Origin of the sequence: Myroides sp. N17-2, assembly GCF_002286775.1 — a bacterium.
GTDB lineage: Bacteria > Bacteroidota > Bacteroidia > Flavobacteriales > Flavobacteriaceae > Flavobacterium.
Genome location: NZ_NSGJ01000026.1, coordinates 1 through 13,869, shown reverse-complemented (window position 1 = coordinate 13,869; position 13,869 = coordinate 1). Strand labels below are relative to the sequence as shown.

Genomic DNA, 13,869 nt, shown 5'->3' with positions numbered 1-13,869 from the left:
CATTAAGTAATTAGCTAATCCATCCTCAGTTTAATAAAACATTAAGCTTCCATAAAGCTATTACAATCCCATAACATCTGTTATACAAATAGATAACATTATACAATCGCCTATAAACTTATATAAATCAAATATTATCTAGTAATTATTTCTTTTAGACCCTAGTAAAACTTAATACTTCGTTTTATCAATAAACACTGACAAAAACACACAAATTATTAGGACAAAACAGTTGTTTTTTTTGTTTACTAATCAGAAGCTCACTAAAAACAAACAAAATACAAATATTCAGTATAATAATACAAAATAAGTTAGTAACCTCTCATTACTTTGTATTAGTACTCTATTTATACATAATAGAATAAGATCAGTTTTCAAATACTATGACTTGGTATTTACCTATATTTAATCTACCTCCCCTCTTAACCTTGTCATAACATAGCAAACAATAAACCAAGTCCACATCTTCTCATACAATCCAAGTTGTTTCTAAAAATAATATTGACTATTAATAAATAACCTACCTTTTACAAACATCTCTTAATTATTTTATCAATCTTACTAAATAATCAATAAAAAATATCACTTAACCCTTTGATAACATACCAATAACTCACAGATTACAATTAGATAGGTACTTTGTCCTCGATGAAAAAACACTATTTATTTGTAAGAAGAGGTTTATTAGTCTTTTCTTCCTTATTATTACTTTCTTGCGGTAACAAGAACCATTCAATCAAAATGAAAGGATCTGATACCGAAGTGAACTTAGCAGTTAATCTGGCCGAGAAATACACTCAAATAGATGCTGAATTTAGTATTGCCATCTCTGGTGGAGGATCTGGTATAGGAATTACTTCCTTATTAAATGGCCAAGCAGACATCGCTAACTCTTCTCGTCCTTTATCGGACAAAGAAATCAAACAATTTGAAGACAAGAACATCAAAGTACACACTGTCGTATTTGCTGAAGATGCTACTGCTTTTGTCGTGCACAAAGATCTACCGATTAATGAAATAGATCTTGAAACACTAGCCAAGATTCTAAAAGGAGAGATTACTAATTGGAATCAAGTCACTACAGTAGATTTACCTATTAACATCTATGGTCGCCAAAGTAGCTCTGGAACACATTCCTTCATTAAAAAGAAACTAAAGATAGAGTTCTCTAATGCAGCTAAAGAAATGACAGGTAATGCTCAGATCTTAGAAGGAGTAAAAGCAGACAAATCAGGGATAGGCTACGTCGGTGCAGGATATATCTCACACGAGGTATCTGCTAATCCTACTGTAAAGATTCTTAATATTAAAGAAACTGCTACTTCTCAAGCTTTCTCACCGATAGATGCAGCAACGATTAATAACAGTCTGTATTTCTTCCAAAGACCACTATACCAATTCATCTTAGAAGACTCTTGGGAGAAAGTAAAGCCTTTTATTGACTTTGAAAGTAGCGAAATAGGTAAGAAAATAATCATTGATCACGGATATTATATCATAGAACGACCATAAAATGAAATATAAAATTAGAATAGGCTTAGATATCGCGTTCAAGTATATCTTTAAAGCAACTGGTCTTTTAGTGCTTTTCTTATTAGGAGGTATATTAGCAATGTTAATCTATAACTCAATATCTTTCTTTATGGATGTTAAACCACTTGATTTCATCACTGGGATGGAGTGGAATCCTACAGGTAAGAATCCTCAATATGGAATGCTTCCACTTATATTAAGTACGACAATAGTAACCTTTGGGGCTATGCTTATCGCTATTCCTCTTGGTATCGGAACAGCCGCATTTATCTCTGAATACGCAGGCAAAAGATTAAAGAACATCCTGAAGCCGGCAGTTGAAATGTTAGCAGCTGTACCATCAGTAGTAATCGGTTTCTTAGGTATCGTAGTAGTAAGCCCTGGATTAGCTGATATGGCTAATCTACCAAACGGTTTAAATGCTCTAAACGGAGCGATATTACTTGCTATTATGGCATTGCCTACTATTATCACGATTGCAGAAGATGCTATACACGCTGTACCTAAAATGTACAAAGAGGCAAGCTACGGTGTAGGAGCGACCAAATGGCAGACACTACGCAAAGTAATTATCCCTGCCGCAGGCCCTGGTATTATATCAGCGATTATGTTAGGTGTCGGTAGAGCTATCGGAGAGACGATGACAGTACTGATGGCTACAGGTAACGCCGCTCTAATTCCTACAGGGTTCTTTGATTCAGTAAAAACGATGACGGCGACTATCGCTATTGAGATGGGAGAAGTTCCTTATCAGACTACACACTACTACGGATTATACGCATTGGCAACAGTACTGTTCTTTATGACGTTAATCGCCAACTTAGTAGGAGAATATTTTATAAACAGATTAAGAAAATACCATGCTGCATAAAAGATTTAGATTTTCCTCTATCATTGAATGGGGAACATTAGTAGGAACAACACTTATCGTGTGTTTCTTCCTTGTAGTGATCATCCTTGAGATTGTCACTAAAGGAGTAGGTAGCTTATCATGGGAGTTTATCACTTCTATTCCTAAAGAAGGAATGACTAAAGGTGGTATCCTTACTCCTATTATCGGTACAGTATTAATCACCCTAATCACTGCGCTATTTAGTATTCCATTTGGTGTATTCTGTGCCATCTACTTAAACGAGTATGCAGAAAACAATTGGCTAACGAAGATTATCCGTGCAGCGATACGTAACTTATCAGGAGTACCTTCTATTATCTACGGATTATTTGGATTAGCCTTGTTTGTACAGGCATTATCATTAGGTACATCCCTATTAGCAGCAGGTCTTACTTTAGGGTTATTATCTCTACCCTATATTATTACCACAACAGAAGAGGCTTTAATGCAAATACCAAATAGTACAAGAGAAGCTGCATTAGCAGTGGGGGCTACTAAATTTGAGACTATCAAAGATGTAGTGATACCTTCTGCTGTACCTGGAATATTAACAGGAGTAGTACTAACGCTGTCAAGAGCGGCTGGTGAGACAGCTCCTATCCTATTCACAGGTGCTGCATTCTATATCAGTGATACGAATGGATATGTAAACCAAGAGTTTATGGCTCTTCCTTATCACTTATACATGTTATCTACACAACATCAAGCTATTGATGAAGTTAGACCTATCGCCTACGGAACAGCATTAGTACTAATCTTAGTCGTGTTCCTATTAAACTTAAGCGCATTTTATATCCGTTATAAATTCAGAAAAAATGAAAACTAAATTATCTGCACAAAACTTAAGTATTAGTTTTGCAAACAAGCAAGTTTTAAAAAGTGTAAACGTCGAGTTTGAAGAGAATAAAATAACTGCCCTTATCGGACCATCTGGTTGTGGTAAGAGTACTTTACTTAGAAGCTTTAACCGCATGCATGACTTAGTGCCTTATGCTAAGATCAACGGAAAGATCATGCTTGAGGATATTGATATTTATTCAAAGAATATTCCTGTAACAGAGATTAGAAAGCGCATCGGAATGGTGTTTCAAAAAGCAAACCCTTTCCCTAAGAGTATCTATGACAATATCGCTTACGGACTAAAGATAAACAACTTACCTCACGATAAGAGTGTAATCGAGAAAGCCTTAACAGAGGCCTTCTTATGGGATGAGGTAAAAGACGATTTAAAGATGCCTGCTCACCGCCTATCAGGAGGACAACAGCAACGTCTGTGTATCGCTAGAGCAGTTGCTCTAAGACCTGAGGTTATCTTGATGGATGAGCCATGTTCTGCTCTTGACCCTGTGAGTACGCTTAAAATAGAAGAGCTTATTCTACACCTTAAAGAAAAGTACACGATCGCTATCGTAACACATAATATGCAACAAGCACAGCGTATCGCTGATCAAACGTATTTTATGTATTTGGGTGAAGTGAAAGAAAGCGGATTGACTCAAGATATCTTTGAGAACCCTAAACATGAAATGACGAAGAACTACATCAATGGTGTCTTTGGATAATATAATAATAGTAGACCACTTACCTACTTAGTCATTAATAAGTCAACTTGTTAATAAAAAAGGCACTCCTTATCAGAGTGCCTTTTGGTTTTTATAATACCTTAAATCGGCAGATAACATTTTAACGAGAATGAATTATACAAAACAGAGCAAGATTAGTGATTAAAGCACACTTCAGTGTGGTTTAAGAGCTAATTGAAGCTATGTGAAGTAGAATTTATTTGCAGTAAATGGTGGTTGCAGATTTAAGGTAGTACCTGTGGGTTAGCTATATTTACTGGATTACCATTAATATAACTTATCACATTTTCGAAAGCTGTTCCGAAATATATCTCATAACTAGATTCTTCCACATAGCCTATATGAGGTGTACAAACTACATTCTCAAAATGTAACAACTCATAATTGGTATCATAGATTGGCTCTTCTTCATATACATCTACTCCTACTAACAGTTTCTGTCCGCTATTTAATACATTTACTAGTGCTCCGCGTTCTATCAACTCTGCTCTAGCTGTATTGACCACTACTGCATTCTCCTTCATCAGTTTTAGATCAGCTTCTTTCACTATACCGTAAGTATCCTTGTTTAGTCTTAGGTTAACAGTAATAATATCAGCTGTACTAAAAAACGCCTCTTTAGTATCTGCACTCATAAAGCCATCTTCCACAGCTTTAGCTCTTGAAGATTCACTTCCCCATACTAATACTTTAGCATCAAAAGCCTTTGCATATTGAGCTAACTTCTGCCCTATCTTGCCATATCCCCAAATACCAATAGTCTTACCACTCACATTAGTACCAATATTAATTTGCCACTTCCCTTCTCTCATGCCTTGTATAGCTTGAGGAATTTTTCTAACTGTATTTAGTATCAATGCCCAAGTCAACTCTGTAGGAGCGACAGGAGAACCTATACCCTCTGCTACAGCTACGTTATACTGTGTGCAAATATCTAGATTAAGATGGTTAGAGATCTTACCTGTTTGACTGATCAACTTTAGGTTGGGTAACTTACTCAACAATTCTTCCGTTATCTCAGTTCTTTCTCTTGTTAGCACTAAAATCTCCGTATCCTTTAATAATTCAACTAACTTAGCATTATCTTTCTCTGACTGGTGCAAGACTTTTACCTCTTGTCCCTTTAATAAATCAAAGCATTCTAGGTTTTTGATTACATGCTGATAATCATCTAATATCGTTATTTTCATTTCTTTGAGTTTTATAAATTTACGATTGTAAATCATTTATATCTTTAAAGGTAAATAGCCCATTAGACCTACTTCCTTTTCGTAAGGAAAAGTACAAAAAACGAAGGTATATCCGTGCTATTATTAGAATATCTTAACGTTGTTTTTTATTCTACTTGTAACTGAAGTCATCTTGACTTTTTAATTTTATTTTATAGCAAAAAACAAAGATGTACAAAATGTTTTGGTTTTAATATGTATCTTTACAAAGTATTGATTTTAAGAACTCAATAGCTTTTTTTATGCCAATCTTCTAGGCGAATATCTAAAAATAATCAGAATAATATACGTTAATAGGAAAGATAGCCATCTTTATGCTGTCTTGGTTTGACTGAGTCCATTGTGAGTCCATAATGAGTCCATAGTGAGTCCATTAAAACAGCCTTTTTAATGGACTCACTATGCACGCAGGATGCTGTCAATATACTTTCATATAAAACCATATAGCAACTGCATAACTAAGAATTGATAAGTAAAGGAGTTTCTTTTTTTTTGAGGTAAGTGATAAGATAGGTAAGCCTTAGAGCGGCTAAAAACATTGATTTCTAAGTAAATAGATGTTAGGCAAAGTTACGAAAGTAAATTGAACATATAAGAAAGGAGCTGACTTAAATGGACTAAAAGCAATAATACACTAGAGTTAATCACATTACAAGTCTATACAGAGAATGCCGCAGGTATCAATCTATATAAGAATTTAGGCTTTAAAGAAGTAGGTGTTATTACTAATTTTATTAAAGACAATGGTAGATATTATGAGTATGTGGTTAGGGGTGAGATAGGGTTAAATAGCTTCATTATACTTACGATTATATTCTTCTCGCATTTTAGTCTCGCCAAGTTCTTCATATAAATCTGTCAACTCTTTGTAAATATAAAGAGAAGATACGCCTACTGATTCACTGATTTTAAAAGCCTCGATTGCTTCATTAATACATTGTTCATCTCGATAAATATAACCCAAATCTTCAGCAATAGCGCCATAATCATTAGATTTATCAAGTCCTACTCTTAGAATATTAATCCCTATTATTGGGGTATCTTCTAAGTAATATAATTCATAATTACCATAACTCTCACAAGCAACTAAGGGAATAAACTTATCATTAGAAGTATAAATATTCAATATCTCTATTTTGCTATTCTCCTCCTTTTCAAGAGCTATTTCACTTATTCGTTCTGGCAATAGCATATTCATATTGAGTAGCTTCAACCTCCCATTCAAGTATATCTTCATTATCTTGATTAACAATGGTAAATACTTTTATTTCTGAATTATTATATATCTCACTTACTTTCATATGAATTACTTTTTAGTATTGTGTGTTTTATAACTAGTTTATGAAATGATCAAATCTACCAAACCACAGACTCCTGCTCCACCTATTATAGTCCAGGAGAGTATATCTTTAAACTCATTATTTTTATGTTTTAAATACACAAGATGAAGACAAAGATGAACCAACATAAAAGTACTTCCATAAAAACTAAATCTATCTATATCTTCAGTATTACTCAATCCCCAAAATAGAGCTAAAAACAAAGGTAGATGTACTATGATGAATACAACTTGCCCTACCTTATCACTTAAAGAAGAAAGCCCTGGAAATATTCTCCATTCTTTACAGCGGACAGCATCCATCTCATGCATTAACATAAATGATAACCCTAAGTAAAAGAAAAAATGATGTGTCATAAATGTGTTTTTAATCAATAGTATAGCCTATGTTCTTACATGCCTTTCTAAAATCTTCTTTAAAAATTATAGCATTAAAGCCTCCTAAACTTTTCTGTTTCTTGTGCAATACTTTCATTGAAGTATAAAGCAAATTAAAAAAATACTTACAAATAGCCTCTTCTGTCTTAAAATTTTTTAATTCATTAAAATCCGGAGCTATGCTGTAATGTCCTACATTATAAGAATAAGGATTAATATAAGAACTAGAACTCTCTACTCTCTTTTGAAAGCGGAAGGGAAATACTTTTTCTACTTCGCTTAAATTAATATTTATCCATAGATGTTCCATTACACCCCCATAATCTCTATTTAATACAAGTGCTATTTCTTTTAAATATAAATCAATAACTCGTGGTATATGTTTGGTTTGCTCATCTACTATATTAGCATAAAATGCAACTTGTAAAAGTGTGTTGGGGGTTCTTTCACGACTTTTAGGGAACTCTGTTATAATTCCTACTTTATACACACCATACATAGTAAAATGGATAATTCGATCAAGCGATTCATTAATAAGCCCAACCTCTTTCTTATGGAGGGAGGTACTAATTTCGCTCACTGCCTCTTCCTTTGAAACTAAAAGACTCTTAGTTGACGAACAACATAAATACAGATTCTCTTCCTCTTTAAAAAAATCACTAATTAATTCGACAACCTTTTCGTACTTAAAATCATCATTTACACCACAATAAACCCATTCAACATCTCCATCACTTTGGGCAATAACACCTGCTTTATTAAACCAATTAGCTGAATGGAATTGTTTATTATATATTCTAAATAATTGCTTTGAATCCATATTTACTTACTATTATCACTGTTATTCTTAAACCTTAATACCCCACTCCCCTAATGCTGAAATAACACTAAACCTGAGGGTAGTAAACTCATAGTGAAAGTCCCTTCTTTCTCTCTTTCATTGCGTCAATATGTCGATGAGGTTGGTCTATTTTACCGTGTCCTCTCACCATATCTAACATATCCTTCTGTGTCTTCCATATAGAGAAAGTAGATATTGTATGAGGAAATCGAATAGACGCTGTCGCAAATAGGACTCCTGGATGATCACGTACAAGCTTCTCTACAGGCCTACCCCATTTAATAAACCTTGGTATCTGCAAGAACTTCATTCTAGCTACTGTAATCGCTACTACAGTTGCATTCTTATCTTCAACAATACCCTCTAAATCATCAGGAGCGAATCCTGATACATATCCCCACTGCCGTGTCAACTTTAAGCGAAGATGTGTGCCTTTAGCTAATTCCTTTCCTAATTTATCCTTCGTTAGAAAATCATTAATATCACTCTCTCCTTCCCACTGAGCGAAGAAAGCTACTTCTCTAAATATAACACGAGATAGGGAGAATACAGGTGATCCTAATATCATCGTAGGCATTACTTCTGCGTGGATCAGCCCCTTTATCTTACTTAATCGATGAGGTAAAAACAAATGCTTTAACCCATCCAAGAAAGAAACTCTCACTAAGTGGTACGTGTAAATCGTCATAAAAACTAAACTAGTGCCATAAAAATACCTTATTTATCTTAAGATACAATAATAATCAGATATTTGCACAGAAGTATTAATCAGCCATTTCCTATTATGACAAAAATAAAGAGAATAACTCCACTTGACTTTAGAGGAGAATATATGTCAGAGATGTCTACTGACTTCGCGGTATTAAAAACACCTATTCAGATTCACAACATAGCACAGACCTCAGGGTTCATAAAAGTGCCTACACCACTACACAGACCTGAGTTTAACTTTATCGTTCATATTACTAAGGGAACTGCTGTACAACAAGTAGATGCCAATCAAATAGCCCTAAAAGAAAATGAAATCTTATTCGTAAGACAGGGTAACGTAACTGCTCTAAATGCTGTAAGTCCTGATGCTGCGGGATATATAATCCTGTTTGAAGATCAGATACTCAATCAAATATTGTCAAAACAAGAGTTAATTAAGCTCTTCTCTGTCAATATGGTGATTAACCTACCTCAAGAAACAAGTGTATGGCTTAATGCATTATTCGAATTGCTAAATGTAGAATTATATCAGACAAGTCCTAACCTTGGTATTTGTTACTCGTTGTTTCAGGCGGCGTTACAAAAGGTATTTTCTTCTACTACTGAATTAAATACGACTATGAACAGAGGTGCCGAAATTACCTTTCACTTTAAAGAATTAGTCTATAAACACTATCAAGAGCAAAAATCAGTACTTTTTTATGCTACTGCGCTATCTGTATCTGAGAACTACTTACACCGATCTATTAAACAGACTATCGGTGAGAGCCCTAAAGAATGGATAAACAAAGTGAGCATCTTACAGAGTCAACTACTTTTACAGGATTTGACTAAGAGCATTTCAGAGATAGCTTTTGAGTTAAACTATGGAGACCCAAGTTACTTTGGGAGATTGTTTAAGAAGATCACTGGAGTAACTCCGTCAGAATACAGAACTTCTATTACGCAAGATTTGTCCGAGTAAAGCGTGGTTTAGTTTTAATGATTGAGACGTTTTCAATTCATCTTTGTATCAGTAAATACAACGTGAAATGAAAACAACAATTATTGTGAATAGCCGTAAAATAAATGATAGGCACCGATCTACTTTTGATTCTAAAACTAAGCTCCCCTCTAAATGGGTAAACCTTTCTTTAGTTGCTATTACTTCTATTTTCTGTAACCAAATAGTCTATAGTCAGATTATTCAGGATATAGGGGGAGTCTCTTTTACAGCACACACTAAAGCTACCTTTAAGGATATGCCATCGGCTGACGCTACTAATGCTGATACTAAGTTTCAGTTAAATACTTATGACGCCTGGCTACCTCTACCACCGGTGACGATAGGCAAAACCACTATTTTTAGCAATGTTAACTATCGTCTTCTAGATTTTAACTATGAGGATAGTAATACCGAAAATCCTAATCACGTACAGAAGATACAAGAGATCAAGTCTGTCATCATCCTTAGACACCCTATTTCGACTAGATGGTCTATTCTAGGTATAGCTATGCCTACACTTGCTTCAGATACGAAGAAGAATATCTCTTTTGAAGACTTTTATATGGATGGAATACTTGGTGTATCTAAGCGATTTGGCAGATATGCTAATTTAGAAATAGGTTTCGGAGTACACCTAATGTATTCATATGGAGAGATGATTATCACTCCGGGGATATCTATAGATTATCACAGTATGGATGATAAGTGGATCGCTCAGTTCTATTGGCCAAGGCTAAATGTACTCTATCGCCTAACCCCTAATACACAAGTTGGCTTTGCGGGTTCTATTGATTGGACGCGTTTTAATCTAAAAAACTACTATGACAAGGATAAGGAAGTAGACTATGCACAGTTCTCTACAGTACACTTTGGGCTACAAGCACATCAACACATCGCTAAGGGGATTACTCTACAACTTCAAGCAGGTATGGGGTTAATCAATAGTTATGAGTTATATGACAGCAATCAAAAATCTGTAAACAAATACACTGTTTCTAATCTTCCCTATGCTAAAGTAACCTTGAGTTATCGTCTAAGTGGCCAAGCTAATAGTCCTAAACGCAGATAATCTACTTTACAAATCATTTAAACCCATTAATCACTATGATAACTAATAATCGCCACAATACAGCATTTACCTTAAAAGCGTTAGTATCTGCTACATTACCCGCTTACTTCTTCCCTACTGTTATGTCTTTCGCGTCTGGATATATAATGCAAAACCCTGAACTAATGACTGCTAGTTATACGACTATAGGGCTATCCTCATTGATTGCTACTATTCTAAGTTTCTTAATTCTTAGACAATTTGAACACAGACAAATACTAATACACAATAAGGCAATAAGAGCCTTGCTTATTATCCCGTTTATGGTTGGTTTAGGAGCGTTAACTGCCTATGCCTTACACTTACCATCAGAGTACTTTAATATTATGTTATCTGCCTTTATAGGAGCTACAATTATCACTATTCGTCAAAAAATAACTACTTATACCTATGAGAACAATTAAACCTACTATAGTCGTTTTTGGGTGTACAGGAACTGTGGGTACAGAAGTAATGCGCCAATTACAATACTTAGAATGCAATGTACGAGGTGTTTTAAGAACAGCTAATCGCACATACCCTATCCCCTTGAGTTCAACTCCCTCTAATATTACCTACATAAGTGCAAATCTAACTGATAAAGCACAACTTCGCAATGCCTGTTTTGGTGCGGATGCAATCTTCCTATTAACAGCCACATCACCTAAGCAAGTAGACTATGAAATAAATATCATAGATGCTGCCAAACACTGTGGAGTTAGAAGAATAGTAAAGCTATCTGCTCCTGTTATTCAACCCTCTGCCTACGTAGAAGTAAGCCAATGGCATCATCAGATAGATAATTACCTAATAGATCAAATGGAGGAATATTGCTGTCTGAGGCCGCATTCATTTATGCAAAATTGGGAACGAAATACCTTTGCTATTCAATACTTTGGCAAGATATACGCCACCTTAGGTACGGCAAAGAGAAACTATGTAGATGCACGTGATGTGGCTACTGTGGCAGTTAATTATTTACTAGAAGAAACGGAAGTTAGAGCCATCTCGGTTTGCTTAGCTGGCCCACAAGCTATCAGTAATCAGGAGATGGCTAGCAAGCTATCCTTAGTCACAGGCCGAGAGATAGAATACATCAATCTTACACCAGAAGAGTTATTTAAACAACTATCCAAAAGAGCCAAACTACCTATGTGGTTAGCTAATCATATCGTAGAATTAGACAACCTATCTATTCTGATTCCTGAACCGATCACAGATAGCATCACTAATCTCATCGGTAGAAAACCGCGTACAATGGATGAATACCTACAAGAGAATAGACACTACTTTAATAGAAAACCCTTATGGAAGATGTTGTTTTAGGTGATTTAGACACAGAGATATAATAGTTGATAATCCTTATCTACCTACTTCAGATAAGGATTATCGTCCTTATCCTGTTTTACCCATAGTAAACGAGAGGTGTCATACCCTACTTCTTTTGCAATCTCTAAATACTTAGTTTTGATATCCTCAGGCAAGCTTTTCTCTCTAGACAATATCCAAAGATAGTCTAGATTCTTCCCTGCTACCAAAGCATACTTATAGTCTTCATCTAAAGCGATTACGTTATATCCTGAATAGAATGGCCCAAAGAAACTAACCTTTAAAGCAGCAGTTTGTTTACTTCCTCTAAACTTAGCCTTGCCATCTGCCTTAGTCCATTCCTTCTTTACATAATTATATCCACTGTTTAATACCTCTACATTACCCTCTTTATCTAAACGATATTGAGCAGAAGTATTATCTAGATCTTTCTCAAAGCGGAAATCAAACCTTGCTATTTCATACCACGTTCCCAAATAATGGTCAACTTCAAAATCAGTAACAGGGACAGCCTTATCTGGCATTACACTACTGCTACACGCAACAAAAGAGCCTATTACACTAAGTAATAAACCAAAGCGAAAAAATGAATGTATAGTCATATTTAATTGAGTTTCTTTCAAAAGTATAAAACTCTTTTTAATGACCAATAGTTATTTAGAATTATTTTAAACAGAATGCAAACATTGATATTCTTTACAGATAGATGCAATTATCATTGTGCTATTTTTGAGAAAAAACACAGAATAAATGGAAAGATTATAAATAGGATAGATTACTATATACTATACCATTTATCTACTTTTTAAAATTTAAAATATGATTTCTAACATCATTTCTAAAGATTTCTAGCATATCTTTTTTAGTTACCACATAATCATTATCTCTATCGTTATCAGTCTGTTGATACCAATAAATATCTTCTTTTATAATTTTAATATTATTAGGTAACTCTTTTATTTTAATAAAGACAGATTCCCCATATATATCAATTATCTTTTCTGCATAATCATTTCCTGTAGATTTTTTATACAGGCTCCTTAATTGTCTATTTAGTTTATTGGGAAATGCAGTATGTGTTTCTTCATAAACAAACCCCACATTACTCTTCTCTGAATAACAAATAGCTATGATATAGTCATTTTGTTCTAACTTTACTATTCTAAAATCATTAACCCATTCAAATCCTGCTTTTTCCATTTCTTCAACTAATATTTCAGCTGCTTCTTTTTTATTTAACCATGCTGTAGTTAGCTTATCTCCTTTCACCTCATTAATAGTTTTATAAAAATCATAGTAATTCTCTGGAGTTAACTTTTGAGAATATATCCAAGAAGAAAATGTAATAACATAGAAGAATATTATTGTTCTCATATCTAATATTTATTAGTTTATACTATAGTTTTTTTAATATAGCTTTGTACTGTTGTTAAGTGACTTTACCAATTTTCTTACTACTTCAATATCAATCTTAGTTACCGTTTCTAAACACACCCTATCATTAGAATAAATAACTAATACAGCTTTTTTATCCTCTTCATAGCCAACCTCTTTCAAGTCAAATTTTATATCTGTATAAGTAAACTCTTTTAATTTATCTTTAAAATACTTATAATCTACTACATAATTTATTTTCCCATTCTTAAACTCAATAATCTCTCTGCCATAAGTATTCCACAGACACATTCTAAACATTCTAAAAAAGAGTAATCCAAAAAGGAATAAAACAACAATATTCATAAATTTAATAGCCTCTCCTATATAAAGATTAAATACAAATCCTCCTAAAGGAAGTGTCATTGTCAAAAAAGTAATAAAATATAAAATAATCCTTACCCATAAAGAGGGCACTGAAAAAGTCTTCTTTTTCAACATAGAGGTAAAATAGAAAGCTTAAGCTTTCTATTTTACCTCTATGTTTTTTTAGCTTTGTAGTGATCAAATAAGAAGCAATGGTAAGTC

Annotated in this window: 17 protein-coding genes and 1 pseudogene; 9 read left to right on the top strand and 9 right to left on the bottom strand. The window is 34.0% G+C overall.

The genetic code is table 11. From position 1 onward, the window contains the following. The first annotated feature begins 648 nt into the window (after positions 1–648). The 4 genes from CF599_RS11700 to pstB are packed head-to-tail and all read left to right on the top strand — an operon-like array spanning position 649 to position 3,987. Positions 649–1,512, top strand: a complete 864-nt coding sequence (locus CF599_RS11700) for a PstS family phosphate ABC transporter substrate-binding protein (RefSeq protein ID WP_121966204.1) — start codon at positions 649–651, stop codon at positions 1,510–1,512. A gap of 1 nt (position 1,513) precedes the next feature. After that, entirely contained in the window at positions 1,514–2,404 is an 891-nt protein-coding gene (gene pstC, locus CF599_RS11695) for a phosphate ABC transporter permease subunit PstC (protein ID WP_121966203.1), read from the top strand. After that, on the top strand, positions 2,394–3,251 hold the full coding sequence (gene pstA, locus CF599_RS11690) for a phosphate ABC transporter permease PstA (protein WP_121966202.1): 858 nt from the start codon (positions 2,394–2,396) through the stop codon (positions 3,249–3,251). The genes pstC and pstA overlap by 11 nt, the downstream gene beginning before the upstream one ends. After that, positions 3,241–3,987, top strand: coding sequence for a phosphate ABC transporter ATP-binding protein PstB (pstB, locus tag CF599_RS11685; protein ID WP_121966201.1), 747 nt, complete (start codon positions 3,241–3,243; stop codon positions 3,985–3,987). Before pstA ends, pstB begins: the two co-directional genes overlap by 11 nt. A 245-nt stretch (positions 3,988–4,232) precedes the next feature. Here the strand turns inward: pstB and CF599_RS11680 are convergent, their stop codons facing one another. After that, the gene (locus CF599_RS11680) at positions 4,233–5,198 is read right to left on the bottom strand and encodes a D-2-hydroxyacid dehydrogenase family protein (protein WP_121966200.1); all 966 of its coding nucleotides are present in this window, start codon (positions 5,196–5,198) and stop codon (positions 4,233–4,235) included. A gap of 670 nt (positions 5,199–5,868) precedes the next feature. Between CF599_RS11680 and CF599_RS19865 the strand changes: the two are divergent. Continuing rightward, a pseudogene (locus CF599_RS19865) lies at positions 5,869–6,090 on the top strand (GNAT family N-acetyltransferase); the annotation flags it as partial. Here CF599_RS19865 and CF599_RS11670 read toward each other — a convergent pair. The 4 genes from CF599_RS11670 to CF599_RS11655 form a co-directional block, all read right to left on the bottom strand. Next, a complete protein-coding gene (locus tag CF599_RS11670; protein ID WP_254050290.1) occupies positions 6,022–6,474 on the bottom strand; it encodes a hypothetical protein in 453 nt (150 codons plus the stop codon). The pseudogene CF599_RS19865 and the gene CF599_RS11670 overlap by 69 nt on opposite strands. A 102-nt stretch (positions 6,475–6,576) precedes the next feature. After that, positions 6,577–6,933, bottom strand: a complete 357-nt coding sequence (locus tag CF599_RS11665; protein ID WP_143824817.1) for a DUF6713 family protein — start codon at positions 6,931–6,933, stop codon at positions 6,577–6,579. Positions 6,934–6,943: 10 nt separating this feature from the next. Continuing rightward, on the bottom strand, positions 6,944–7,774 hold the full coding sequence (locus CF599_RS11660) for a hypothetical protein (protein ID WP_121966198.1): 831 nt from the start codon (positions 7,772–7,774) through the stop codon (positions 6,944–6,946). An 88-nt stretch (positions 7,775–7,862) separates the two neighbouring features. Continuing rightward, positions 7,863–8,483 (bottom strand): hypothetical protein, encoded by a 621-nt coding sequence (locus CF599_RS11655; protein ID WP_371514465.1) that lies wholly within the window; start codon positions 8,481–8,483, stop codon positions 7,863–7,865. 96 nt (positions 8,484–8,579) lie between these two features. On the opposite strand from CF599_RS11655, the gene CF599_RS11650 reads away from it, so the two are divergent. The 4 genes from CF599_RS11650 (at position 8,580) to CF599_RS11635 (ending at position 11,904) form a co-directional block, all read left to right on the top strand. After that, positions 8,580–9,470, top strand: coding sequence for an AraC family transcriptional regulator (locus tag CF599_RS11650; protein WP_121966197.1), 891 nt, complete (start codon positions 8,580–8,582; stop codon positions 9,468–9,470). Between the two features lie 67 nt (positions 9,471–9,537). Beyond that, positions 9,538–10,560 (top strand): DUF6268 family outer membrane beta-barrel protein, encoded by a 1,023-nt coding sequence (locus tag CF599_RS11645; RefSeq protein WP_121966196.1) that lies wholly within the window; start codon positions 9,538–9,540, stop codon positions 10,558–10,560. Positions 10,561–10,595: 35 nt separating this feature from the next. Further along, entirely contained in the window at positions 10,596–11,003 is a 408-nt protein-coding gene (locus CF599_RS11640) for a hypothetical protein (protein ID WP_121966195.1), read from the top strand. Then, positions 10,990–11,904 carry an NAD(P)H-binding protein gene (locus tag CF599_RS11635; protein ID WP_121966194.1) on the top strand — a complete coding sequence of 305 codons (915 nt, stop codon included), beginning with the start codon at positions 10,990–10,992 and terminating at the stop codon, positions 11,902–11,904. Before CF599_RS11640 ends, CF599_RS11635 begins: the two co-directional genes overlap by 14 nt. 44 nt (positions 11,905–11,948) lie before the next feature. Here CF599_RS11635 and CF599_RS11630 read toward each other — a convergent pair whose 3' ends face one another. The 4 genes from CF599_RS11630 to CF599_RS19725 all read right to left on the bottom strand — a co-directional run. After that, the gene (locus CF599_RS11630) at positions 11,949–12,509 is read right to left on the bottom strand and encodes a lipocalin family protein (RefSeq protein WP_121966193.1); all 561 of its coding nucleotides are present in this window, start codon (positions 12,507–12,509) and stop codon (positions 11,949–11,951) included. Positions 12,510–12,705: 196 nt separating this feature from the next. Beyond that, the gene (locus CF599_RS11625; protein WP_121966192.1) at positions 12,706–13,281 is read right to left on the bottom strand and encodes a hypothetical protein; all 576 of its coding nucleotides are present in this window, start codon (positions 13,279–13,281) and stop codon (positions 12,706–12,708) included. Positions 13,282–13,314: 33 nt separating this feature from the next. Next, positions 13,315–13,707 (bottom strand): hypothetical protein, encoded by a 393-nt coding sequence (locus CF599_RS11620; protein WP_121966191.1) that lies wholly within the window; start codon positions 13,705–13,707, stop codon positions 13,315–13,317. Beyond that, the coding region (locus tag CF599_RS19725) for a hypothetical protein (RefSeq protein ID WP_216821874.1) at positions 13,676–13,869 on the bottom strand (194 nt) is incomplete at its 5' end. The genes CF599_RS11620 and CF599_RS19725, both read right to left, overlap by 32 nt.